Origin of the sequence: Jiangella anatolica (assembly GCF_003236295.1) — a bacterium.
GTDB lineage: Bacteria > Actinomycetota > Actinomycetes > Jiangellales > Jiangellaceae > Jiangella > Jiangella anatolica.
Genome location: NZ_POTW01000036.1, coordinates 26,090 through 49,348, shown reverse-complemented (window position 1 = coordinate 49,348; position 23,259 = coordinate 26,090). Strand labels below are relative to the sequence as shown.

At 72.1% G+C, this 23,259-nt stretch carries 29 protein-coding genes; 14 read left to right on the top strand and 15 right to left on the bottom strand.

Annotated elements, in window-relative coordinates:
* Window positions 1-209 precede the first annotated feature (209 nt).
* The 4 genes from C1I92_RS16280 to C1I92_RS16265 form a co-directional block, all read right to left on the bottom strand.
* Entirely contained in the window at window positions 210-800 is a 591-nt protein-coding gene (locus tag C1I92_RS16280; protein WP_111255699.1) for a type IV toxin-antitoxin system AbiEi family antitoxin domain-containing protein, read from the bottom strand.
* 101 nt (window positions 801-901) lie between these two features.
* A complete protein-coding gene (locus C1I92_RS16275) occupies window positions 902-1,288 on the bottom strand; it encodes a RidA family protein (RefSeq protein WP_111255698.1) in 387 nt (128 codons plus the stop codon).
* A complete protein-coding gene (locus tag C1I92_RS16270) occupies window positions 1,285-1,854 on the bottom strand; it encodes a helix-turn-helix domain-containing protein (RefSeq protein ID WP_111255697.1) in 570 nt (189 codons plus the stop codon). Before C1I92_RS16270 ends, C1I92_RS16275 begins: the two co-directional genes overlap by 4 nt.
* A 43-nt stretch (window positions 1,855-1,897) precedes the next feature.
* Complete coding sequence (locus C1I92_RS16265) at window positions 1,898-2,569, bottom strand: potassium channel family protein (protein WP_369124107.1); 672 nt, start codon at window positions 2,567-2,569, stop codon at window positions 1,898-1,900.
* 130 nt (window positions 2,570-2,699) lie between these two features.
* Here C1I92_RS16265 and C1I92_RS16260 point away from each other — a divergent pair, with 130 nt between their 5' ends.
* The 4 genes from C1I92_RS16260 to C1I92_RS16245 all read left to right on the top strand — a co-directional run bounded on the left by C1I92_RS16260 (window position 2,700) and on the right by C1I92_RS16245 (window position 5,766).
* A complete protein-coding gene (locus C1I92_RS16260) occupies window positions 2,700-3,095 on the top strand; it encodes a RidA family protein (RefSeq protein WP_158564156.1) in 396 nt (131 codons plus the stop codon).
* A 374-nt stretch (window positions 3,096-3,469) separates the two neighbouring features.
* On the top strand, window positions 3,470-4,903 hold the full coding sequence (locus C1I92_RS16255; protein ID WP_199521293.1) for a restriction endonuclease: 1,434 nt from the start codon (window positions 3,470-3,472) through the stop codon (window positions 4,901-4,903).
* A gap of 118 nt (window positions 4,904-5,021) precedes the next feature.
* On the top strand, window positions 5,022-5,456 hold the full coding sequence (locus C1I92_RS16250) for a hypothetical protein (protein ID WP_233507028.1): 435 nt from the start codon (window positions 5,022-5,024) through the stop codon (window positions 5,454-5,456).
* 16 nt (window positions 5,457-5,472) lie between these two features.
* Entirely contained in the window at window positions 5,473-5,766 is a 294-nt protein-coding gene (locus tag C1I92_RS16245) for a Dabb family protein (protein ID WP_111255694.1), read from the top strand.
* Here C1I92_RS16245 and C1I92_RS35310 read toward each other — a convergent pair.
* Genes C1I92_RS35310 through C1I92_RS16230 form a run of 4 tightly spaced genes read right to left on the bottom strand, consistent with a single transcriptional unit; the run spans window position 5,748 to window position 8,174 of the window.
* A complete protein-coding gene (locus C1I92_RS35310; RefSeq protein ID WP_267896750.1) occupies window positions 5,748-6,101 on the bottom strand; it encodes an MBL fold metallo-hydrolase in 354 nt (117 codons plus the stop codon). The two genes, C1I92_RS16245 and C1I92_RS35310, sit on opposite strands and share 19 nt — an antisense overlap.
* Window positions 6,047-6,493 (bottom strand): MBL fold metallo-hydrolase, encoded by a 447-nt coding sequence (locus C1I92_RS35305; protein WP_199521291.1) that lies wholly within the window; start codon window positions 6,491-6,493, stop codon window positions 6,047-6,049. The genes C1I92_RS35310 and C1I92_RS35305 overlap by 55 nt, the downstream gene beginning before the upstream one ends.
* Window positions 6,490-7,437: a phosphotransferase gene (locus C1I92_RS16235; RefSeq protein WP_111255693.1), complete on the bottom strand. Its 948-nt coding sequence runs from the start codon at window positions 7,435-7,437 to the stop codon at window positions 6,490-6,492. Before C1I92_RS16235 ends, C1I92_RS35305 begins: the two co-directional genes overlap by 4 nt.
* A gap of 29 nt (window positions 7,438-7,466) precedes the next feature.
* Window positions 7,467-8,174, bottom strand: a complete 708-nt coding sequence (locus C1I92_RS16230) for a B3/B4 domain-containing protein (RefSeq protein ID WP_111255705.1) — start codon at window positions 8,172-8,174, stop codon at window positions 7,467-7,469.
* A gap of 123 nt (window positions 8,175-8,297) precedes the next feature.
* Between C1I92_RS16230 and C1I92_RS16220 the strand changes: the two genes are divergently transcribed.
* Window positions 8,298-9,026 (top strand): DUF4352 domain-containing protein, encoded by a 729-nt coding sequence (locus tag C1I92_RS16220; RefSeq protein ID WP_158564157.1) that lies wholly within the window; start codon window positions 8,298-8,300, stop codon window positions 9,024-9,026.
* Between the two features lie 11 nt (window positions 9,027-9,037).
* Here C1I92_RS16220 and C1I92_RS16215 read toward each other — a convergent pair whose 3' ends face one another.
* A complete protein-coding gene (locus C1I92_RS16215; protein WP_158564155.1) occupies window positions 9,038-9,448 on the bottom strand; it encodes a hypothetical protein in 411 nt (136 codons plus the stop codon).
* Between the two features lie 67 nt (window positions 9,449-9,515).
* Between C1I92_RS16215 and C1I92_RS16210 the strand changes: the two genes are divergently transcribed.
* The 7 genes from C1I92_RS16210 to C1I92_RS16180 all read left to right on the top strand — a co-directional run bounded on the left by C1I92_RS16210 (window position 9,516) and on the right by C1I92_RS16180 (window position 14,882).
* Entirely contained in the window at window positions 9,516-9,902 is a 387-nt protein-coding gene (locus C1I92_RS16210) for a VOC family protein (protein ID WP_158564154.1), read from the top strand.
* Between the two features lie 57 nt (window positions 9,903-9,959).
* Window positions 9,960-10,439 carry a DUF2975 domain-containing protein gene (locus C1I92_RS16205; RefSeq protein ID WP_111255690.1) on the top strand — a complete coding sequence of 160 codons (480 nt, stop codon included), beginning with the start codon at window positions 9,960-9,962 and terminating at the stop codon, window positions 10,437-10,439.
* Window positions 10,439-10,654: a helix-turn-helix domain-containing protein gene (locus tag C1I92_RS16200; protein ID WP_111255689.1), complete on the top strand. Its 216-nt coding sequence runs from the start codon at window positions 10,439-10,441 to the stop codon at window positions 10,652-10,654. The genes C1I92_RS16205 and C1I92_RS16200 overlap by 1 nt, the downstream gene beginning before the upstream one ends.
* Window positions 10,651-11,739, top strand: a complete 1,089-nt coding sequence (locus C1I92_RS16195; protein WP_111255688.1) for an FAD-dependent oxidoreductase — start codon at window positions 10,651-10,653, stop codon at window positions 11,737-11,739. The genes C1I92_RS16200 and C1I92_RS16195 overlap by 4 nt, the downstream gene beginning before the upstream one ends.
* Window positions 11,740-11,790: 51 nt before the next feature.
* Window positions 11,791-12,291, top strand: a complete 501-nt coding sequence (locus tag C1I92_RS16190; RefSeq protein ID WP_111255687.1) for an FBP domain-containing protein — start codon at window positions 11,791-11,793, stop codon at window positions 12,289-12,291.
* A 246-nt stretch (window positions 12,292-12,537) separates the two neighbouring features.
* Window positions 12,538-13,992 carry a hypothetical protein gene (locus tag C1I92_RS16185; protein WP_199521290.1) on the top strand — a complete coding sequence of 485 codons (1,455 nt, stop codon included), beginning with the start codon at window positions 12,538-12,540 and terminating at the stop codon, window positions 13,990-13,992.
* A gap of 185 nt (window positions 13,993-14,177) precedes the next feature.
* The gene (locus tag C1I92_RS16180; RefSeq protein ID WP_111255686.1) at window positions 14,178-14,882 is read left to right on the top strand and encodes an alpha/beta fold hydrolase; all 705 of its coding nucleotides are present in this window, start codon (window positions 14,178-14,180) and stop codon (window positions 14,880-14,882) included.
* A gap of 9 nt (window positions 14,883-14,891) precedes the next feature.
* Here the strand turns inward: C1I92_RS16180 and C1I92_RS16175 are convergent, their stop codons facing one another.
* From C1I92_RS16175 to C1I92_RS16150, 6 genes are all read right to left on the bottom strand, one after another.
* A complete protein-coding gene (locus C1I92_RS16175) occupies window positions 14,892-15,545 on the bottom strand; it encodes a GntR family transcriptional regulator (RefSeq protein WP_111255685.1) in 654 nt (217 codons plus the stop codon).
* Between the two features lie 92 nt (window positions 15,546-15,637).
* Window positions 15,638-16,804 (bottom strand): Gfo/Idh/MocA family protein, encoded by a 1,167-nt coding sequence (locus tag C1I92_RS16170; RefSeq protein ID WP_111255684.1) that lies wholly within the window; start codon window positions 16,802-16,804, stop codon window positions 15,638-15,640.
* A complete protein-coding gene (locus C1I92_RS16165) occupies window positions 16,801-17,532 on the bottom strand; it encodes a sugar phosphate isomerase/epimerase family protein (protein ID WP_199521288.1) in 732 nt (243 codons plus the stop codon). The genes C1I92_RS16170 and C1I92_RS16165 overlap by 4 nt, the downstream gene beginning before the upstream one ends.
* 8 nt (window positions 17,533-17,540) lie before the next feature.
* The gene (locus C1I92_RS16160; RefSeq protein WP_111255682.1) at window positions 17,541-18,434 is read right to left on the bottom strand and encodes a carbohydrate ABC transporter permease; all 894 of its coding nucleotides are present in this window, start codon (window positions 18,432-18,434) and stop codon (window positions 17,541-17,543) included.
* Entirely contained in the window at window positions 18,431-19,399 is a 969-nt protein-coding gene (locus C1I92_RS16155; protein WP_111255681.1) for a carbohydrate ABC transporter permease, read from the bottom strand. The genes C1I92_RS16160 and C1I92_RS16155 overlap by 4 nt, the downstream gene beginning before the upstream one ends.
* Window positions 19,396-20,769: an extracellular solute-binding protein gene (locus C1I92_RS16150; protein WP_158564153.1), complete on the bottom strand. Its 1,374-nt coding sequence runs from the start codon at window positions 20,767-20,769 to the stop codon at window positions 19,396-19,398. Before C1I92_RS16150 ends, C1I92_RS16155 begins: the two co-directional genes overlap by 4 nt.
* A gap of 204 nt (window positions 20,770-20,973) precedes the next feature.
* Here C1I92_RS16150 and C1I92_RS16145 point away from each other — a divergent pair, with 204 nt between their 5' ends.
* Window positions 20,974-22,035, top strand: a complete 1,062-nt coding sequence (locus C1I92_RS16145; protein ID WP_111255679.1) for a hydroxyacid dehydrogenase — start codon at window positions 20,974-20,976, stop codon at window positions 22,033-22,035.
* Between the two features lie 132 nt (window positions 22,036-22,167).
* A complete protein-coding gene (locus tag C1I92_RS16140) occupies window positions 22,168-23,247 on the top strand; it encodes a substrate-binding domain-containing protein (RefSeq protein WP_111255678.1) in 1,080 nt (359 codons plus the stop codon).
* Window positions 23,248-23,259 lie beyond the last annotated feature (12 nt).

Sequence of the window (23,259 nt, the reverse complement as noted above, 5' to 3'; positions counted from 1 at the left end):
CGACCGTCGGCCGGCGGGCTCCGAACGCCGCAGCAGCATCCCGCCCTTGAGGATGAAGCTGTCGGCGTAGGGCGACCCACTCAGCCGCGCCAGCCAGCGCTCCACCACGTACAGCGTCAGCAACTCCTGGGTGCCGCGTCCGTCTCGGCGAGCGCGGTTCTGCAGGTCGAGGTAGGCGCGTCCGGCCGACGTCGCGCGAGTCGGCGCGATCATCGCGCGCTCGCCACGTCGAGAGCGGTCCGCATCGGGCCGAGGACGTCCAGCCGGGCGGCCGTCCGCAGCAGCTCGGTGGGCCTCGCGTCCGGGCGCCGGAGGTAGCGATGGAGCGCGGCGTGGGCGAGCGGCTCACCCAGTCGGTGCCGTAGGCGCATGAGGTCGACCACGGTACGGGCCGGGTCATAGATCCGCACCGGTTCGCCGGGCGCCGCCTCGATGGCCGACAGGCCGATCTCGAAGGTGGCCGCGTCGAACCGGAACACCTCGGTGGGCGGGTAGACGATGCGGGGCGGGCGGTCCCGGGAAGGCACCGCGAACTGGACCGCGCCTGGTAGTTCGTCGGTGAGGTCGTACGCGGCGGCCGCGGAGACGCAGCAGATGACGGCCCGAGGGGCTCTGTAGGAGATCGCCAGGAAGTCCGGATAGGTGGCGGCGGGCGCGCCTGCGCCGCGGAAGACGCCGCGGGACAGCTCGACGACCAGGCCCTCGTCACGCCAGCGGTAGAGGTCGCGCGGATGCACCCCGCGAGCACGTGCGTCGCGGGTAGTGAAGGTGTCCGGCAGGTCGCTCACCGGAGGGCTCATGGATAGGAGTGTCTCACGGAGGCCAGATTCGTGCGACACATTTATCCATGTGAGAGAAGTCGTGGGCATTGACGGCTCTGGTGTCGACATTTTCTCTCGCTTCAGTCGACCGCGACGGCGTCGATCTCGAGCAGCCAGTTCTCGGAGTAGATGTCGGTGATGATGATCGTCAGCGCCGGCGCGTGGTCGCCGAGCACCTCCTGGCGGATGCGGCTGTTCGCCTCGCGGTGGCGCCGGTCGGACAGGTACGTGGTGACCTTGGCGAGGTTCGGCACGCCCATGCCGGCCTCGGCCAGGACCGCCAGCACGTTGCGCCAAGTGAGCCGGCACTGCTCCTCGAACCCCGGCGGCTCCCGGCCGTCGTCGCCGGCCCAGGGGACCTGACCGCTGACGTACACCGTGCGGCGCACGCCGGTGATCAGCGTGCCGTGCGTGTAGTTGCCGACCGCCGCGGGGAGGGTGACGGGGTCGAGCCGTTCGATGGTCACGGTGGCTCCTTCGCGACGTGCATGGCGGTGTAGTAGACGCACTCGGTGGCGCCGTGATTGGCGAACTCGTGCACGGCGTCGCCCGCGTAGTACAGGGCGTCGCCGGCCGCGAGCCGGTGACCGGTGCCGTCGACGGTGACGGTGAGCTCGCCGGTCTCGACGGCGACGTACTCGCGCGACCCGGCGGCGTGCGCGGCGAACGAGCCGAGCACCACACCGGGCGGGATGGTGGTGCGGATCAGCTCGAACTCGACGCCGGGCAGCGTGGGGGAGAGGATGCGCCGTTCCCACCCGCCGGTGTCGGTGACGACCGGCTGCTCGGCCGCCCGCCGGACGATCACCCGCTCGGGCCGGTCCTCGCCGAGCAGCCGCGCGACGGTGACGCCCAGCGCCGTCGCCAGCCGCGCCAGCACCAGGACGGTGGGGATCTTCGCGCCGCGCTCGATGTCGGAGATCATGCTCCGGCTCACTCCGCTGGCGGCGGCCAGCGCCTCCAGGCTCAGCTCGCGCCGGTGTCGCTGCGCCCTGAGCTGAGTGCGCAGCCGCTCCGCCAGGTCGTCCTCCATAGTGGAATCGTATCCGCTATCGCGTCCCCGCGCTTCTGGAGCCTCATGAGCCCGCCTCCCGCAGCTCGGCGCGCAGATCGCGGACCTCCCGGACGAGCGCGTCGACCTGGGCGCGGGTCGCCGCCTGCTCGCCGGCATCCTGCTCGGCGATCCGCTGCACGATCCACGATGCCAGGGTCGCCGTGACGGTGCCCAGGAGGGCGATGCCGCCCAGCATCAGTCCGGCAGCGATCACCCGGCCGGTGTCGGAGACGGGGTAGTGGTCGCCGTAGCCGACGGTGGTCACGGTCGTCAGCGCCCACCACAACCCGTCTCCGAAGTCGGCGATGGTGGCCCCGGGCTGCCCCCGTTCCGCATCGAGGATCGCCAGGGCGGCGACGAACACCAGCAGTCCCGCCGTCCCGATGACGTAGACGACGACGCGTCCGCGGAAGGCGGTGCCAGCGGACCGGTTGAGGAAGCGCAGCATCGTGAGCAGCCGCAGCAACCGGAGCGGGCGAAGCAGGGGAAGCGCCACGACGGCGAGATCGGCGAGATTGTGGGCGACGAACCGCCACCGTTGCTCGGCGAGGGTGAGGCGGACGGCGTAGTCGACGCCGAACAGCGCCCAGCTGGTCCAGCCCACGGCGGCACACAGGCCGGCGAGAGCGACCGGCAGGCCCGGGTCGAGGATCGGCCACGCGTACGCGAACAGAAACAGGACCGCCGCCGCCATGAGCGGCCATTCGGCGTGATGTTCCCAGCGTCGCACGGTCGAATGCTGCCACGAGGGTCGGACGGTTTGACATGGAACGACGTGCCACCTGAGGGTGAGCGAGGTCCGTCCACCCGTCAAGGAGCCCCACGTGTTGATCGAGCACATCGAGCCCGACCCCGAGAACCCGCCGCCGATCCCGCTGTCGTCCGCGGTCCGGGTGGGGCGGCTGCTGTTCGTGTCGGGCCAGGTGTCGACGGAGCCGGGCCAGGGCATCGTGGCCGACACGTTCGACGGCGAGTTCCACCGGACCATCCGCAACGTCGAGCAGATCCTTGCCGCCGCCGGCGCGACGCTGCGCGACGTCGTGCAGGTGCGGGCGTTCCTGCGCGACGAGGAGGCGCGGCCGCGCTTCAACCAGCTCTACGCGCAGACGTTCCAGCCGCCGTATCCGGCGCGCACCACCGTCGGCAATCACTTCTCGTTCATCCAGGTCGAGATCGACTGTGTGGCGGTGTTGCCCGACGGGGCCGACCCGACGGTGTGACCGCAGGGGTCACAATCGCGCGCGTCGCGGTAAAGGCCGGGCATTGTCGCTGGTCGTGGCGTCAATCATCGGTATTCCGGCGGACGCCCGGCGTTCACCGACTTTTCATCGATGCCGCCCGCGTGGTGGCTTTCTCGGCCTTTCGTGACATTTTCCCGTCATACAATGCTCCTTACCGTTTGGCGTCGAGTCTGGGGCGGATCATGACGCGACGGAGCAGTGAGTCCACCGACCGACCAGAACACCGACGACCCCGGCGGCACCCCGGCTCCGCCGCCGGCACAGAAAGCCCGTCACCGTCCGGCCGGCCCGGCGAAGCGGAGTCGGCCGAACGGGCTGAGCGTGCCCGGCGGCAGCAGGCCGACGCCGCGGACGTGACGAGCGCGATCGCGGCCCGCGTCGCCGAGCTGGAGTCGATCCTGGTCGACGGTCTGGCGGCGGGCGGTCCCGTGCACTTCGGCCAGCTCCGGCACGGCTACCGGCAGTGGCCGTTCGTGCCGGATCGGGCGCTGGTGACCGTGGCCGAGGCGCCGGCCTGGGACGACTACGCGCCACCTCCGATGGGCCCGGTCGCCCGGCTGCTGACCGGCCGACGCCGACGGGCGGCCGCGCGGGCCCAGGCCCAGGCCCGGTACGAGCGGGCCGTTCGCGCCCACCGCGAGCAGGAGGCGCTGCGGCTGGCGGCGCTGGCCGAGGCCGAGCGACGGCATGCCGTGGCCGAGGCGTCCCGGCGCGAGCAGATCGACCGGCACAACGCCCTGGTCGACCAGGTCGAGTTGGGGGTCGAGGCCGGTGACGCACGCGCCGTCGCCGACTACTACCAGCTGCTCATCGAGGCCGTCCCGCTGCCGGACGGCGTGCCCACCGCGGTCGACGTCGCGTATCAGGCCGACCAGCGGCGGCTGCTGGTGGTCCGCGAGCTGCCGGCGGTGCACATCGTGCCGGTGATCCGCGAGTACCGGTGCGTGCGGTCGCCGGACCGGATCGCGCCGCGGCCGCGACCGGCCGAGGAGGTCCGCCGGATCTACTCCGGCCTGGTCGCGCAGCTGGTGCTGCGCACGCTGCACGCGGCGTTCGCGGCCGAGCCGCCGGGGCTGGTCGACGAGGTCGCCGTCAACGCGCACGTCTCGACGCGCAACCGGGCCACCGGGCAGTCCGAGTATCCGTGCCTGGTCAGTGTGACCGCCACCCGCGCGCAGTTCGCCGATCTCGTGCTGACCCGGCTGGACCCGCGCGAGTGCCTGCGCCACCTCGCCGCCGTCGTGTCGCCGCACCCTTGGGACGTGGAGGCGGTGCCGCCGATCTTCGATCCGGACCTGTCCCGGTACCGCGTCGTCGAGCCGCTGGACGCCGCCGCCGTGCTGGACAGCCGGCCGGTGCTGCTGCAGCTGCGGCCGGTCGAGTTCGAGCACCTCGTGCGCCAGCTGTTCGAGGCGATGGGCATGCACGCCTGGGTCACGCAGGCCTCCGGCGACGACGGTGTCGACGCCGTCGCCGTCAACACCGACCCGATCATGGGCGGCGTCTGCGTCGTCCAGGCCAAGCGCTACCGGAAGGTCGTCCCGCCGGACGCGGTCCGGGCGCTGGCCGGCGCGATGGAGGACAAGCATGCCGGCCGAGGCGTCCTCGTCACCACGTCCTGGTTCGGCAAGGCGACGCACGAGTTCGCCGCGCGGCACGGGCGCATCCAGCTGATCGAGGGCGGGCAGCTGGAGCACCTGCTCGCCGAGCACCTCGGGCTGCGGGTCACCGTCGGCCCGCTCGACCGGCCCGAATCCGGCGGCGTTGTGAGATCGATGCCGAAATGATCTTGCGTTAAGGGCGCCGGTCCGACAGGGTCGTTCGTGACAATCCGGTTCTCGCAGGGCAAGGAGGATCTGCCGGATGAAACGCGCCATCTCTGCACTTGCCTTCATAGCATTCCTGTTGCTCGGTCTCGCCGCACCCGCGGCGGCCGGCGGCGACTCCGACCCGACGGTCGGCGGGGAGACGCGAGCGGCCGCGGCGGGCGGCCCGTGCGGTTCGTCCTACCGCCACATCGGGCACTACGCGATCGGCTCGTCGCCGGTCCTCGGCTACATGGACGTGTACTGGTCGGGCACGACGAAGCGCAACTGCATGGTCGTCAACCACTCGTCGGCCACCTACGGCACCCGGCTCTACACCGAGGCGAGCATCTGGCCGTACGGCTCCGCGGCGCCGTCCTGCCCGAGCAGCGTCGGCTGCGACGGCGGGATGTACAGCTACTACGCCGGCCCCGTCTACACGCCGGCCGGGGTCGACATGTCCAGCCGGTGCCTCAACATCAAGGGCGTGGTCGACTGGACGACGGCCACCCGGACCCGCGTCCACTGCGGCTGATGGTTACGCTCCAGCCATGATCCGGCACACGGTCGCCTTCCGCCTTCGTCATCCCGCCGGTTCGGCGCAGGAGCAGGACTTCCTGCGCGCCGCGCTCGCGCTCGCGGACATCCCCGGTGTCCAGCGGTTCGAGCAGCTGCGCCAGACCAGCCCGAAGAACGAGTTCACGTTCGGCTTCTCGATGGAGTTCGCCGACCAGGCGGCCTACGACGGGTACAACGAGCACCCGGTGCACGTCGCGTTCGTCGCCGACCGGTGGGCCGGCGAGGTCGAGGATTTCCTGGAGCTCGACTACGAGCCGATCGGCTGAGCCGGGCCTGGCGCCGCGACGGTGACGTTCCGCGCGCCGGTGCTTGCGGCAGCGGCCAGGAACGCCGCGGGCGGCAGGCCCGGCCAGAGGTGCGTCAGCATGATCCGCCGGGCACCGGCGGCCGCACCCTGCTCGGCCGCCTCGACGGCGCTGCACAGCAGCCCGGCGTCCTCGTCCGGGACCGTGTCGGGGTACGTCGCCTCGACGAGCAGCAGGTCGGCGTCGCGGGCCAGCTCGACGAGGGCTGGGTCCGGTCCGGCGTCGCCGCTGTAGGTCAGTGTCACGCTGCCGTCGGTGATGCGCATGCCGAGGTTCGGCACGAAGTGCGGCAGCAACGCCGCCGTGACGTCGAACGGACCGACGCGGACGCCGTCACCGTCGGTGAGGGTCTGCTCTCGACTGCGCCGGTCACTGACCGGATGGAGTCAAGCGCCAGGACGGCGTCGACCGCGCCCGCCGGGGGGTACACCGGCAGCGGCGCCGGCGGCTCGTCGCTCAGCGCCCGGGCCCGAAGCAGTGGGCTGAGATCGGCACAGTGGTCCGGGTGCCCGTGGGAGACGACGACGGCGTCGACGGCGGCGGCGTCGATCGTCGCCAGCAGGCGCGGCAGCACCGCGTACCCGGGATCGACCAGCAGGCGGAAGCCGTCCCGCTCGAGCAGGTAGCCGCCGCACGCCTGGCCGGCCGCCGGCCAGGCACCGCACCCGCCGAACACGGTGAGCCTCATCGCAGGGCCGCCAGCAGGTTGTCCAGCCGGTCGCGCGTGTGCGGGTCGTCGAGCGCCTCGCGGACCCAGGCCTCGGCGTGCGCGCGGCTGGGGGAGCGGTCGTTCGGACGCAGCCAGTCGCCGGCCGAGAGCTCGGTCACGTGGCCGAGCTGGGCGATCAGCATGGAGAAGTCGCCGTGCCCGGTGAGCCGGGCCGGGCCGCCCGCGTCGGTGTACGCGCTGACGAGCGCACGGGCGCGGCCGGGGTCGGCGCGGCCGTACTCGAACAGCACGAAGGCCAGCTCCTGCGCCGGGCCGGCCGGGCCGCTGTTCTCCCAGTCGATGACGCACACGCCGCCGCTCACCGTCGGGAGGACGTTGTCCGCGACGAGGTCACGGTGGCAGGTGCGCAGTGTCGCCGGGGGAGCGAGCCACGACTCCAGCGCGACCAGCTCGTCGCGCAGCGCGGCCAGGTCGGCGGCGAACGGCGCGCCGGCGGCCCGCAGCCGCTCGATCAGCGCGTCCCAGCGGGCCGGGCCGACGGGGTCGGCGTACCAGCGGTCGCCGTCGGTGAGCGGGCCGGTGTGCTCGAAGCCGGGCACCCGGTGCAGCGCGGCGACGGCGGCGCCGACCAGCTCCGGGTCGATGCCGGGGTCCGGCGCGGCGAGGTCGGCCCACTCGTAGACCCGCACCTGGACGTCGTCGACGACGGCGAACAGATCGCCGTCGGCGGTGCGGCGGATCCGCGGCGCCGGGACGCCCGCGGCGGTCGCCGCCTCCTGGAACGCGGCCGCCGGCTCCAGCGCGGCCGGGTCGTCGCGATGGAACGGGACCTTGACCGCCCATCGTCCATCAGACGTGGTCAGCCGCCAGACCGCACCCTGCTTGCCGCGCGCGACCGGGCCGTCGGACAGCCGGGGCGCGGCGCCCAGGGCGAACCGGTCGGCGATCGCGGCGGCGTCCACGACGCCACTTCACCACGGCGGCGACGGTGTCAGCCAGTGAGTTTCGCGACCGGCGCCGTGCTGGTGAGCATGGCCGGGGCCGACGGGATCCGCGCCGCCGGCCAGGCCCGGGCCAGGTCCGCGGCCAGCGCCGTCAGCAGCGCCTCGACGTCGGCGGCGGCGCCCGGATGCAGCGCCTCGGCGACGATCAGCACCTCGCGCGTCTCCGGCCGCACGACGGACGCGCCGCTCTGCTTGTACGTCCACCGCCGCGCGTGCGCCTGCCCGGCCTCGTCGGCGAAGATCACCTCGCCGGCCGCCGGATGCTCGACCTCGCCGGCGAACGTCGCGTACGTCTCGTCGCCGTGCGCATAGCGGACCTCCAGGTCGCCCTTGACACGGTCGCGATCCAGCACGGCGACGGGGATCGCGGCGGCCGCCGACGCGGCGTTGCAGAGGTCGACCAGCGGGTGGATCCGTGGCAGCGTGCCGTCCTTGCCCAGCCGGCGCAGCAGCGACTCCGCGGCGCACCGGTACTGCGTCGGCTTCAGCCCCATCGCGGCGAACGTCCGCCGCCACGCCTGGATCTGCGGCAGGGCGCTCACCGGCCCGTCCGCCAGCATCGTCAGCGCCCGGCGAACGTACCCGCCGACCGCCTCGTCCACCTCGGCCGCGCCGCTCACGCCGTCGACGACGAGGACCCCGGCGCTCAGGGTGGGGTGATCGGCCCAGACCTCCGGGACATGGCGAAACCGCATGCGCGCCATCCTGCGTCATCCCCGCGCCCGGAGACAGGGCCAGCCGGGCGTTCGTGCCCTGGGCCAGATCGGCCCGCGGCCACCTGGTCGGCCTCGCGGGGGACCGACAACGCAGGGGGATCCATGAACGAGCAGCAGTGGGCCGAGGGCTGGTACCAGGACGGCCAGGACCCGACAGTGGACCGGTGGTGGGACGGCACGCGCTGGACCGGGGCGACGCGACCTCGGGGCGGGCCGGCAGCTATGACGGCGCAGCGTCCGGCGTCGGCGGGAGTCGCCGTCGCGGAGCCGCAGAAGAAGCGGCACCGTGTGCGGAACGCCTTCCTCATCGTGATCGGCGTGATCGTCCTGATCGCGATCATCCAGGCGGCCACGGGCGGCGACGACGCAGAGACCCCGGCGACGACGGAGGGGGATGCCGCGGCGCCGGCGGAGGACGAGCCGGCCGAGGACACCGGGCCGGGACTCGGCGAGCCAGCCGAGGACGGCGACTTCACCTTCGTCGTGGACGCCGTCGAGGACGGGCCGGAGCGGATCGGCGACGACACCTTCGGGGCGAGTCCGCAGGGCCGCTTCGTCTACGTGACGATCACCGTGACCAACCACGGCGACCAGCCCGGGACGTTCTTCGGCGACAACCAGTACCTCATCGACACCGAGGGCCGGAAGGCGAGCGCTGACAGCGAGGCGGCGATCTACCTGCCGGAGTCGCAGTCGCTGTACGAGGAGATCAACCCCGGCAACACGCTCACTGGAACGGTTGTCTTCGACATCCCGGTCGACGCGGTTCCCGCGGCGGTGGAGCTGCACGACTCGCTGTTCTCCGGCGGCGTGACCGTCGGACTCTCCTAGCCGCGCCGGGCTCAGCCGGCTGGACGGAAGTCCATGATCCAGTCGGTCTTCCAGGGGCCGTCCTCCTCGAACCGGTAGGACTGCTCCCAGCGGGCCGCGCCGGGTGTGTGCGTCCACACGAACCGCACCCGCGCGGCCCGGCCGTCGCGCTCCTCGGCGCCGTAGAAGACGCCGACCTCGTCCTCGAACCGGCCCTCCATCGGCGGGTCGAAGTCACCCGGGGAGCGCGACGTCATCCAGTACAAGCGCCACAGGCCGGTGCGGGGGTCGTAGAGCCGCACGGTGCCGGCCTCCCACGGGTCGATGCCGGGCAGCCCGGCGAAGCTGAACGCGTCGATGTTGCCCAGCCCGCCGAGGATCGGCCGCGCCGTCGGTTTCAGGCACGGGCCCACCCAAGCACCCGGCACCGACAGACGTCGCACGCCGCCGGCCCAACCCCCTGGTCATCGCCCCGGGAGGGGCGTACGTTCAGCGTGGGGGGTGATGGTCATGCTGACTGACTATCCGGTCTACGCCACCATCGCGACGGGGGATCTGGAGCGAGCGCGGGCCTTCTACGAGGGCACCCTGGGGTTCAGCCCCGAGATGGAGGACGCCGCCGGCGGCATCATGTACCGCTCCGGCGCCACCCGGTTCCTGCTGTACCCGAGCGAGTTCGCCGGCGGTCCGCCGCAGACGGTCGCGACCTGGGTCGTCGACGACGCCGACGCGGCGGTCGACGAGCTGACCGGCAAGGGGGTGACGTTCGAGCAGTACGACCTGCCGGGACTCAAGACCGACGAGCGCGGGATCGCCGAGCTGGGGCCGTTCCGCGGCGCCTGGTTCAAGGACCCCGACGGCAACATCCTCAACGTCGGGACGGGTCCTGCGAGCTAGCTCGCAATTCGAGCGAAATCTATTGACTTTCGATCGATAGGCAGCGAGGGTCGATGCATGCTGTCGACCCACCGGGCGCTGGGCCCGCTCCGGATCCTGCTCGTCCTGCTGTTCGCCGGGCTGGTCGTCGCGCAGGTGGCGATCCTGCCCGGCACGCTCGCGCACCTCGCCGACGAGGAGCCGGACTTCGCCTACCTGCGCTGGCCGGCGCTGGCGTTCTCGATCGTGGAGCTGTTGTGCGTGCAGGTCGTCATCGTCTGCACGTGGAAGCTGCTGGGCATGGTCAAGGCCGACCGGATCTTCAGCGAGGCCGCGTTCGTCTGGGTCGACGCGATCGTGTGGACGATGGCCACCGCCTGGGTGCTGCTGTTCGGCGCGTTCATCTTCGTCAGCGTCCTGCAACCCGGCCCGGGGCTGCCGGTGCTGCTGTTCGGCGTGGTGCTGACCGGCGGCGTGCTCGTGCTGCTGATGATCGTGATGCGGGCGCTGCTGCGCCAGGCGACGAACCTGCGCGCGGACATGGACGCGGTGATCTGATGCCGATCGTCGTGCGCATCGACGTCGAGCTGGCGAAGCGGAAGCTGAGCGTCGGCGAGTTCGCCGAGCGGGTCGGGCTGACGCCGGCCAACGTGGCGGTGCTGAAGAACGGGCGGGCCAAGGCGGTGCGGTTCAGCACGCTGGAGGCGATGTGCCGGGTGCTCGAGTGCCAGCCCGGCGACCTGCTCGAGTGGGTCCCGGACGGTGACGAGTGAACGTCGACGTGCTGGTGGTCGGCGCCGGGCTGGCCGGGCTGCGCACCGCGACGCTGCTGGCGCGACGGGGCCACGACGTGCTGCTGGCCGAGCGGCGGTCCCGGCTCGACGTCGCGATCCGCACCACCGGGATCTTCGTCCGCCGCAGCCTCGAGGACTTCGCGCTGCCGGAGGACTGCCTCGGCCCGCCGATCCGCCGCGTCCTCCTCTATCCGCCCAGCCGCCGCGGCCCGGTGACGCTGCTCAGCGCTCACGACGAGTACCGGGTCGCCGACATGGCCGGGATCTACGCCGACGCGGCGCGGACGGCGACCGCCGCGGGCGTGCGGGTCCGGCTCGGCACCCGCTACGACGGCCGCGGCCTCGAGTCGTACCTGCTGACCGGACCGGACGGGCCGGTCCGGGTGCGCGCCCGATACGTCGTCGGGGCGGACGGGGCGCGCTCGCGAGTCGCCCGCGACCTCGGGCTCGACCGCAACCGGCACCTGCTCGCCGGCGCGGAGGAGATCTTCCCGATCGCCGGCTCGGACCAGCCGCTGGCGTTCCACTGCGTGATCGACCCCCGGCTCGCGCCCGGCTACCTGGCCTGGGTCATCGACGACGGCAAGCACGCCCACGTCGGCGTCGCGGGCTACCCCGACCGGTTCCCCGACGGCATGCGCCGGGCCCTGGCCCGGTTCGCCGCCACCGCGCCCGGGCTCGACGGCGTGCGGCGCAGCGACGTGGTGGAGCGGCGCGGCGGCCCGATCCCGGTCGGCGGCGTACTGCGCCGGATCAGCTGCGTCGACGGCCTGCTCGTCGGCGACGCCGCGGGTGCGGTCTCGCCGCTCACCGCCGGCGGCCTCGACCCGTGCCTGCGGATGTCCGAGCAGGCCGCCGCCGTCCTCGACGACGCGCTGCGCTCCGGCCGGCCCGACCCGCTGGCCCACTACGACGGCGCCGACCTGCGGGCTCGGTTCCGCAGCCGCCTGCTGCTGCGGCACGGGCTGGCCAGGGTCCGCACGCCGGCGCTCGCGGCCGCCGGGATCGCGCTGCTGCGCACCTCGCCCGGCCGCGCGGCCGCCCGCCGCATCCTGTTCGGGTGACGCCGGTAAATGCGTTGCCCGCGGAAATCGGGCGGCGTTAGCGTCGCGAGCATGAGACCGGTCACCGAGGACGACGTCCGCCGCTCCTTCGTCAACTGCTCCAAGGGCGAGGCGCAACGGCTGAGCGTCCCGCGCGACCTCGACGAACAGCCGTGGGACGACCTCGACTTCCTCGGCTGGCGCGACCCCGGCGCGCCGGACCGCGGCTACCTCGTCACGGCCCGCGACGACGGCGGCCTGCTCGGCGTCACGCTGCGGGCGGCCCCGAAGGCGGGCCGTGGCTTCACCGCGCGCAGCATGTGCTCGCTCTGCCTGACGACGCACACCAGCGGCGGCGTGTCGCTGATGACCGCCCGCCGCGCCGGCGAGGCCGGCCGCCAGGGCAACACCGTCGGCCAGTACCTCTGCGCCGATCTCGCCTGCTCGCTCTACGTTCGCGGCCGCAAGAAGTCCATCGTCGGCGCCGAGATCGACGAGACCCTCACCGTCGAGGAGAAGGTCGCTCGCGCCCGCCGCAACCTCGCGACGTTCATCGACTCCGTGCTCAAGTGACCGGAGTCTCCCCCACCTGATCGCCGGCCCTTCCGCACGTACTCGAAGTCCCAGGCCAGCGCGTTTACAACCTTGTATTTACAACGTCGTAAACGATCGCTAGCCTGGCGTCGCCGGATTCCGCGGCTCCGGTACCCAGCGGCCATTCAAGGAGGAACGGTGACGAGAGCTCTGCACCTCGGAAGACAGGCTGGAAGAGTCGGGGACGCCGGCGGTGGCGGTCGCCATCGGGCCCGGCTCCCACGATTGATCGTCGCGCTGGTGCTCGCGTGGGCGACGGCGCTGAGCATCGCGCCCGCGGCGGGTGCCGATGACGCGGCGCTGACCCCGGGCCCGACCGTCGTCGCGGACCCCGACTCGCCGACCGGCTACACCGGGCGCTTCGTCTACTACGACCCGGACGCGACCAGCGTCCGGTTCGTCGCCGACATCATGCTGCGGAACTGGGAGGATCCCACCGACCCGACGGTGTACCAGCCGTCGCAGTACCGGCCCGGCCTGATGCGCGGGGGCGGCGCCTACGACGTGGAGATGACGAACGCCGGCAACGGCTACTGGGTCACCGAGGTGCCCCTCGCTGCCGGCGCCAACCAGTACTGGTTCTACGTCGACAACAACACGAGCCTGTGGGTGACCGACCCGGCGAACTCCCCGATCTACGCTCCGGACGGTCTCACCGGCACCGCCCGGCGCGCCTTCAACAAGGTGAACGTGCCGTATGACGCGCAGAAGCAGAACTACGCTCCGCTGGCGGCGCGCGCGATCGAGAACCCCAGGCCCGACTCGCCGAAGGGCACGTGGAGCTATGTGCCGATCCAGATCGGCACGACCACGCGGACCCTGGGCGTGTACCTGCCGCCGGGATACGACCCGGACCGGGCCGAGCCGTACAAGACGATCTACATGCAGCACGGCGGCGGCCAGGACCAGTCCGACTGGATGAACATCGGCAGCGTCCCCGTCATCATGGACAACCTGATCCAGGACGGCTCCACCGAGCCGGCGGTCGTCATCACGACGGCGACGAACTACCTGGGCGCCCCGGCGGCGGGGTATCCGAACCTGCGCGACATCGTGATCCCGTTCGTCGAGTCGAACTACAACGTGTCGGCACAGCCGCGCGACCGTGCGTTCGCCGGTCTGTCGGCGGGCAGCGTCGTCACGGCGAACCTCATCAACTACGACCCCACGGCGTTCGGCTACTACGGCCCGTGGAGCGGCGGCGTGCGGGTCAACAACGCCACGCCGAATCTCGCCGCGCCGTACATCCTCTTCGGCGGCGGGGCGTGGGACTTCGGGTTGCCGAACCCGGCCCTGGTCGCGGCCCTGGACAACGCGGTGGTCGAGAACGTCGTGGTCTCCGGCGCTCACGACTTCAACGCGTGGAACCAGCTGTTCACCACGTTCGCCCGGGACTACCTCTGGCACCCGGAGGCGTTCCTCGTCGACGAGTTCAACCGGCTCGAGGAGAGCGTCGCGGGCACGGGCCTGAACCGGGGCAACCGCAGCGCGCTCGCGGCGAAGCTGGACCGGGCGTACGAGTTCCTCACCACGGACGAGGGCGGCACGCTCGCTCTGCTGAACGCGTTCGTCAGCCAGGTCGGTTCGCTGGAGAGTGAGGGGAAGCTGACCGAGGAGGAGGCTGCGCGGCTCGTCGACGGAGCCGACAAGATCATCTTCAACGTCGGCTTCTGGCAGTAGTCACAACGCGGTGGGGGTTGCCGGCGCGCTCGGCCGGCAACCCCCACCGCACGCCGTCCCTCTCGAGCCGAGGCACCCTTGTGCCCGTCGCCGACATGCAATATATTGCACATCGCGACGGCGATCGCCGAGCTTCACAGGATCCGCGCGGGGGGCACCCGGTGCGGGAAGGGGAGGACCAGATCATGAGCAGCGACCAGGAGATCAAGAACGTCGTGCTGGTGCACGGTGCGTTCGCCGATGGCTCGGGATGGCGTGGCGTCTACGACAACCTGACGGCGCGCGGCTACCGGGTGACGATCGTGCAGAATCCGCTCACCTCACTGGAGGACGACGTCGCTGCGACCACGCGCGTTCTGAGCCGCCAGGACGGTCCGACGATCCTCGTGGGCCATTCCTGGGGCGGCACGGTCATCACGGAGGCCGGTGTCCATCCGAACGTGGCCGGCCTGGTCTACGTCTCCGCCCTGGTGCCCGACGCCGGCGAGACCACGAGCCAGCAGTACGAGGGCTTCGCGGCGACGCCGGACTTCGTCATCGATGTCGTCGACGACGGATTCGGGTTCCTCAATCACGAGAAGTTCAAGGCCGGCTTCGCCCACGACGCCAGCGACGCGGACGCCGCCTTCCTGCGCGACACGCAGGTCCCGATCAACATGTCGGCCTTCGGCACGCCGGTGAAGAACGCCGCCTGGCGTGACAAGCCCAGCTGGGCCGTCATCGCCACGGAGGACAAGTCGTTCGACCAGGCCATGCTGCAGCACATGGCGGCGCGGAGCGGTGCGAAGATCACCAACGTGCCGGCCAGTCACGCGCTCTTCATGACGCAGGCCGCGGTCGTCTCCGACGTCATCGACGAGGCCGCGAGGACCGGGTCTGTGAGCCGCTGATCCGCGGCCTCAGTCCTCGCTGACGGCCGACAACGTGTTCCAGGTCCCGAAGGCGATCTCGGCGGCACGATCAGTGTCGCCGAGCGCGCACAGCCGGATGAGCTCGTCGTGCCGCGCCGCCGAGGCCTGCCCGCCCAGCGACGAGAACCGGAGCCGCTCGGCTCTGCGGAGCACGGGGGTGAACTGGTCGAGGACTGTCGTCAGCGCTCGGTTCGAGGCCACCGCCACGGGAACGTTGTGCAGGTCGTCGTCTGCGCGGAGCGCCGATTCGATGTCGCCCTGCTCGATCGCGGCGCGGAATCGGGCGTTGGCCTCGCGCATCGCCTCCAGGTCGGCATCGGTGAGCCGGCCGACGGCCTCGCGGACCGCCAGCTGGTGCATGGCCGCGACGACGCCTCGCGCCTCGCGGATATCGCGCTCGTCCAGGGAGCTCACCGTCGTGGAACGCCCGGGCAGGGCGGAGACCAGTCCCGCCTCCGAAAGGCGCAGCAGTGCTTCCCGGATCGGGGTCCGGCTGACCCCGAGCCACGTCGCCAGTTCGGCGTCGCGCAACTGCTCGCCGGGCACCAGGGTCCCGTCGACGATGGCATCGCGGAGCCGGTGGTACACGTCATCGCGGAGGAGGCGCCGGCCGATCGACTGAGCGTCTTGGGGAACGGGCATGCAATATATTGCGCTCACCGCGCCGGAGGTTGCAACTCGGAGCGGTCGCCCAGGGCACGAGCCGGCGCGCCACGGCGGATCGAGTCCGGATGTCAGACTCCCGTCGCAGGCTGGTTCGGCATCGCCTCGGCCCGTGGTGGGGCGGCTCGGGTGGTCAGCGTGGCCGCACCGGGGTCCCAGCCCGGGGACAGCACCGGTGCCGGCTCGACCGTGCTGACGATGGCGACCGGGCCGTGCGATGCCGCGGCCGAGGCGATGCCCGCCATGACCTCCAGGACGTGGAAGCCGAGGTCGCCGCTGGCTCGCTCGGGCACGCCGGCCCGGATCGCGCGGGCCAGTTCGACGACGCCGATGCCGCGCGTGTGCTCGGCGATGCCGGGCTCGACCTCGGCCGGCGTCCGCGGGTCGTCGGTCCAGAGCAGCGTCGTACCGGCGAACCCGTTCGGATCGGGGAGCGCGATCGCGCCGGCCGTCCCGGCCACCTCGACCACCGGCGGATGCCACCGCGGAGCCTGGAAGCTGAAGGCCACCTGGCCGACACCGCCGTCGCGGAACTCCAGCAACGCCGCATGGTAGGTCGGCACGCGCACGGGGAACTCGACACCCGCGCGCGGCCCGGATCCGATCACACGGGTCGGTCGTGACGTCGACGCCGCCGCGCTCACGCGCGAAACGGGCCCCATCAGTTGCACGAGGGCCGTCAAGTAGTAGGGGCCCATGTCGAACAGCGGCCCGGCTCCGGGTGCGAAGAAGAACTCCGGGTTCGGGTGCCACGACTCGGGCCCGGATGCCTGGAACTGCGCGAGCGCCGTGAGTGGCCGGCCGATCGCGCCGTCGTCGACGAGGCGCTGGGAGGTCTGCAGGCCGGGGCCGAGAAAGGTGTCCGGCGCGCTGGCGGCCCGCAGTCCGAGGTCCTTCGCCCGGTCGAGCAGCCGCCGGCCGGCGACCAGGTCGAGCGCGAACGGCTTCTCGCCGAACAGGTGCCGCCCGCTCTCGAGCACGCGCAGGCCGACCTCGACGTGCGCGGCGGGGACGGTGAGGTTGACGACGATCTCGATCGCGGGATCGGCGAGCAGCTCGTCGAGGGAGCCCGCGCCGGGCACGCCGAACCGGCCGGCCTGGGCGCGGGCGCGGACCGGGTCGAGGTCGGCGACGAATCGCACGTCGAGGTCGGGGAACCGCGTCAGGTTGCCGAGGTACTGCTCGCTGATGTTGCCGGCGCCGACTACTCCGACGCCGACTCGACCGCTCCGGTTCACTGGCTTTCCCTCTCGACGGTGTGCAGCCACGCCACGCCCGCGGCGAGTGCGGCGAAGACGTCGCCGGGGTAGTCGTCGAACTCGAGGACCCGCGTCGCCGCGGGCAGCGCGGCCAGCACGCCGGTCAGGTCGGTGCGGCCGGACCCGGCCGGCACCTGGGCCGCGGGGTCGAGCTCGATCGGGCCGTCCTTGACGTGCACGTGCTGGATGCGGCCCGCGAGCTGGGCGGCGAGTGCGGCGACGTCCGTGCCCGCGACGGCGGCCCAGTAGGCGTCGAGCTCGAGGACGACCGACGGGTCGAGCCGGTCGGCGAGCCCTTCCAGCGCGGTGCGGCCGCCGAGGTCGGCGAACTCCCACCAGTGGTTGTGATAGCCGATGGTCAGGCCGTGGGGACCTGCCAGCTCCGCCAGGCGGTTGAGCCCGTCGGCGATCCGCGCGACCCCGTCGAGGTCGTCCCAGCCGTCTCGCACCGTCGGCTCGATGACGGTGGTGACGCCCAGCCGGGCGGCGGCGTCGAAGACCGCGGCCGGGTCGGGCCCGCCGAGCAGGCTCGCGTGGCCGGTCCGGGCGGTCAGCCCGGTCGCGCGGAGCGGCCCCTCCAGCGCGGGCGCCCACTGGACGAGGTCGAACGGCTCGACGGCGCCGAAGCCGGCCGCGGCGAGCCACTCGAGGGTGGCCGTGGGGTCCTGCCGCAGGCTGTCGCGCACCGAGTACAGCTGCACCGCCACGGGCGCCCTCATTTGAGCCCCGTGAAGCCGATGCCGCGCACGATGTGGCGCTGGAACAGCAGGAAGACCAGGATTGGCGGGATGCTCGCGATGAGCAGCCCGGCGATGAGGTAGGCGGGGTCGGTGTTCTGCGCCAGCCGGGGCAGGGCCACCGACAGCGGCTGCATGGCGGGGTCGGGCAGGACGATGAGCGGCCAGAGGAAGTCCTTCCACGCCGTCATTATGGACAACAGCGAGATCACCGCCAGGATCGGACGGGACATGGGCAGCACGATGCGCCGGAAGACGGTGAACCAGCCGGCGCCGTCGACCTGGGCGGCTTCGAACAGCTCGCGCGGGATGGTCTCGAAGAACTGCTTCGCCAGCAGGATGTTGAACGCGTGGGCGCCGGCCGGCAACCAGATGGCCCACGGGGTGTCGGCGATCGAGATGCCCAGGCCGGGCAGGTCGAGCACGGTGAGGTAGAGCGCGACGAGGGTGACGGTGCCGGGCACGAACAGGGTCGCGAGCAGCGCGGCGTAGACGAACCGGCCGTACCAGGGCCGGATGACGGCCAGCGCGAACCCCGCGGCGGTCGCGACGACCAGCTGGACCAGCCAGGATCCGGCGACGAGCCAGACCGTGTTGAGCAGGTACTGGTCGATGCCGAGCAGGTTCCACGCGTCGGCGATGTTGCTCCACTTGGCCGGGTCCGGCCAGAGCGCGAGCGGGCGCTGGACCAGATCGGTCGTCGTCGACGCCGCGGCCCGGATCATCCAGAGCAGCGGCAGCGCTCCGAACAGCACCAGGCCGGCGAACAGCACGGTGTGCAGCCCGCGCCATCCGGCGCGGGTGCGGCGCCGGCCCCAGTCGCGCTCGGACAGGATGCCGCGCACGGGCGCCGCGGCCGCACGCCGGGTCATGAGGTGCTCCAGGCGCGAGTCAGCCGGAGGTAGACGGCGGACACGACGACGAGCCCCGCGGCGAGCAGCACGCTGAGCGCGGTCGCGACGCCGTAGTTCCCGAACAGGAAGGCGTAGCGGTAGATCATCAGCAGCACCGTCACCGTGGCGTTCGCCGGGCCGCCGTCGGTCATGACGTACGGCTCGGTGAACACCTGCAACGCGCCGATGATCTGCAGCAGCAGGAGCACCAGGATGACGCCGCGCAGCTGCGGCAGCGTCACGTGCCACACCCGCCGCCAGACCGAGGCGCCGTCGAGCTCGGCCGCGTCGTACAGCTCGGTGCTGACGCCGGTCAGCGCCGCGAGGTAGATGAGGACGGCGGTGCCGGCGCCGGACCAGGTCGCCACGATCACCAGGCTGGGCATCGCGAGGTCGGGCGACTGCAGCCAGGGGTACGGCCCGAGCCCGACGACGCCGAGCGCGGCGTTCACGACGCCCTGCTCACCGGGGTTGAAGAAGGTCTTCCAGAGCAGCACCGAGACGACCGGCGGGATCACCACCGGCAGGTAGGCGAGCACCCGGGCCAGGGCGCCGCCGCGGCGCAGCTCGGACATGACGACGGCCACCGCGAGCGGGATCGGCAGGCCGATCAGCAGCGACAACGCGGCGAACCACAACGTGTTCAGCGCCGCCGTCGGCAGCAGCGGGTCGGCGAACAGCTGCTCGAAGTTCTGCCAGCCGACCCACTGCGGGGCGTCGACGAGGTTCGTCTGCTGAAAGGCCAGGACGACGCTGCGGCCGATCGGCCACCAGGCGAAGTACCCGAAGAGGACCAGCGCCGGCAGCAAGAAGACCAGACCGCTCGCCGCCGAGCGACGGCGCTGGCTCGACGCCCGGCGCGGCCCCGGCGCCCGGCGGCGGACGGGTGCGCTGCCGGGCGCCTCCCGGGCCGCCGCCGGGACATGGGTGGGAGCCGACGTCATCCCTGTGCCTGCTCCAGGATCGTGTTGACGCGCGCCTCGGCGTCGGCGAGCAGCGCGTCGATGTCGGCGTCGGGGTCGGTGAGCACCGACTGCACGAGCGGGTCCAGGGCCGCGTAGATCTCCTGCGACGCGACCGTCGGCTCCGGCACGTAGGTGAAGCGGTCCAGGGACTCGACGTACGACGCGAAGTTCTCCACCGGCACGTTCACATACTGTGCGATGGCCTCCTGGATCGTCGCGTAGCGCTCCTCGCTGAAGATGGGCAGGACCGGCACCCCGACGGGCAGGCCGTCCTCGGCCGACGCCTGGGCGTACTCGGTGGCGACCTCGGGATCGTAGTTCGGCCGCAGCGCGCGGAACTCGATCCACTTCACCGCCGCCGCCCGCTCCTCGGCCGACGCCTTGGCGTCGACCATCAGCACGGTCGCGCCGGCGAGCGTCGCGTCGGCGCCGCCCTGCGGCATCGCGGCGGCGCCGTAGACCGCCGGGTCGCCGCCCGCGGCGACGTAGTTCGGGTACAGATCCGGCGGCGCGGAGATCCACATGCCGACGTTCCCGGCGGTGAACTCCGCGAGCAGGTCCTCCTGCTTGCCGAGCACGTTGTCGCCGAGGGAGTCGTCCTCCCAGCGCAGCTGCTTCCACCACTCCAGGACCTGCCGGGCCGGCTCGGCGTCGAACGACGCCGACCAGGCGCCGTCGCCGCCCTGCTCGATCATGGTGCCGCCGTTGGTGTAGGTGTAGCCGGTGAGATGCCAGCCGCCGCTGTTGTTGGTGGAGATCTCCCCGAAACCGGTCTTCCCGGTCGCGTCGCTGATCTGCTTGGCGTACGCGCGGACCTCGTCCCACGTGGCCGGCGGGTCGTCGGGGTCGAGCCCGGCCTGCTCGAACAGCGCCCGGTTGTAGACCAGCCCGAACGCGTAGCTCTTCTCCGGGATCCCGTACACGGCGTCGTCGCGGACGAGGAACTCCATGACCCGCGGGTTCAGCTCGTCGAAGCTCTCCAGTTCCGACGCCTCGGCCGCGATGTCGGCGACCTGCCCGCGCTCGATCAGTGACGGCGGCTCGGTCAGCGGCACCCGGATGACGGTGGGCGCGTTGCCGCCGGCCAGCCGGGCGGCGAAGGTCTTCGCGTCCCAGGGCACGTCGGACCCGACGATGTCGATACCGGGATTCGCCGCCTCGAACTCCTCCACCTGCTGCTGGAAGAGCTCGAGGGCGGCCGTGTTCGTTGCGGCCGGCTGGCCCATGACGGTGATGGTGACTGCGCCGGCGCTGGCACTGCCCTCGTCGTCGTTCGAGCACGCGGCGGGTGCGGTGACGACGGCGAGGGCCGCCGCCGCGGCGACGAGCGGCCTCTGACGCGATCTCATGTGTTCGCTCCTCCATGACCTGCTGCACGGCGCAGCGTGACGGGTGGCCACGAACCGTGGACGTCTCAGGCCGGAGGGCAGCCACCACGGTGTGACGGAGTCATCATTCAACCAACGAGCCAGAAGCGCAAGTGTGAATTTCATTTTCTTTTCATTTCGTTCCAACAGTTGTCGTTGTGTGGCTGCGTGTGGTCGAATCGCCCCATGAGCGCGACCTGCGACGACCGACGCGCCGGCATCGCGCGGACGTCCCCCCTTCCTCGTCCGCGGACCGTTGTCGCGATGGGCGACAGCCACTTCCGCGACATGTTCGACCTGCCGCGCCTGAACCGCCTGCATCACCTGTGCGACGTGCGCGGACCGCTGCCCGCCGGCTCGCTCGACGACGCGCTCGTGCGCGCCGAGCTCGGCGAGGTCGAGGTGCTGCTCACGGGCTGGGGCTGCCCACCACTCGACGACGACGTCCTGGCCGCCGCGCCCCGCCTGGTGGCGGTGTTCCACGCCGCTGGATCGGTCAAGACCCACATCCCGCCGGCCGGCTGGGCGCGCGGACTGGTCGTCACCTCCGCCGCGGATGCGAACGCCAAGCCGGTCGCCGAGTTCACGCTGGGGACGATCCTGCTCGAGGGCCGGCGCACCTGGCGGTACGTCGAGGGATACCGCCAGCATCGGGACGGCGGCGACGCCTGGCGCCGCCTCGTCCCGCCGACGCTGAACCACGGCGCCGTCGTCGGCCTGGTGGGGCTCTCCCGGGTCGGGCGCAGGGTGGCGGAGCTGCTGCGGCCGTTCGACGTCACCGTCCTCGTCGCCGATCCGACGGCGCACGCGAGCCAGGCGGCCCGGGTCGGCGCGACCCTGGTGGCGCTCGACGAGCTGCTGCGATGCTCTGACATCGTCAGCCTGCACGCACCGGAGCTCCCCGAGACGCGGCACCTGCTCGACCGCCGCAGACTCGCCTTGCTCAGAGATGACGCCGTCCTCATCAACACCGCTCGCGGCGCCCTGATCGACACCGAGGCGCTGATCGACGCCTGCCGGGACGGGCGGATCCGGGCCATCCTCGACGTCACCGAGCAGGAGCCGCTCCCCGCCGGCTCGCCCCTCTACGAGCTGCCGTCCGTCCAGCTCACGCCCCATATCGCCGGAGCCATGCATGGTGAGGCGCGCAGGCTGGCCGACTCCGCTCTCGACGAGCTCGAACGGTTCCTCGACGGCAGGCCACTTCGGCACCGGGTCGACGCGGGCCGCCTCAGCACCATGGCATGAGATCGGCGACACGAATGCACCCGAGAGCACGAGACCGTACGGGTTCGAAAGCATCCGGTCGATAATGTGACCGACTGGACCGCCCGGTCGCACCCGACCGGCGTCAGGCCAGATCGGGACGGAAGGACTCGCATGCTCGCCGCGGAACGACGCGCGCACATCGTCGCGCGTGCCCGAGAAGAAGGAGCCGTCCAGGTCGCTCGCCTCGTCGAGGAGCTGGGCGTCTCGCACGTCACGATCCGGCGCGATCTCGACGCGCTCGTCGACGAACGCGTGCTCGACAAGGTGCGCGGGGGCGCGATGCTGCGGGGCGGGGCCGAGGCCGCGTCCGCCTCGGCGCCGCAACGGTTCACCGGTTCGATCGGCCTCATCGTGCCCACCTCGTACTACTACCGTCACGTGGCCGCCGGTGTGTCGGCCGCGCTGCGCCGGCGCGGCGGCGAGATGAAGCTGGTCGTGTCCGAGTACGACCTGGACGAGGAGTTGCGCCTGCTCGACGAGTTCGTCCGCGACGGCATCGACGGCCTGCTGTTCGCGCCGTCGATCCAGCTGGACGACGATCACCGGCCGCTGCGCGAGCGGCTCGACTCGGTCCGCGTCCCGGTCGTGCTCGTCGAGCGCACGCTGCCCGGCAGCGGCCTCGGCGGGCCCTCGACCGTCCGGTCCGCCCACGAGCAGGGCGCGGTCGGCGCCGTGCGCCACCTGCTGGACCTCGGCCATCGGCGGATCGTCATGATCAGCCGCGGCCGCACCCAGACGGCCGATCTCGTCCGCGCCGGGTGGGCCGACGCGATCGGCCAGGCGCGACTCGGCCGCGACGCGCTGCTGCTCGGCGCCGATGACCTGGGCAGCGGCCCGACCTGGAACCCCGGCGCCGTGGAGCTCGTGCTCGATCGCCTCCGCGAGCACCGCGCGACGGCACTGTTCTGCCACGGCGACGAGAACTCACTGCTCACGCTGATCCATCGGGCCAGGAGCGCGGGCATCACCGTCCCCGACGACCTGTCGATCATCGCCTACGACGACGAGATCTCCGCGCTCGCCGACCCGCCCCTGTCGGCGGTGGCGCCTGACCGGGAAGCGGTCGGCTCGCTCGCGACCCGCCTGCTGATCGACCGCATCGACGACGCCGGCGAGCCGTCCGCGCCGCTGCACGTCCACGTCGAGCCCCGGCTGCGGATCCGGGCCTCGACCGTCCCGCCGGCTCGTTGATCCCGGCACGCA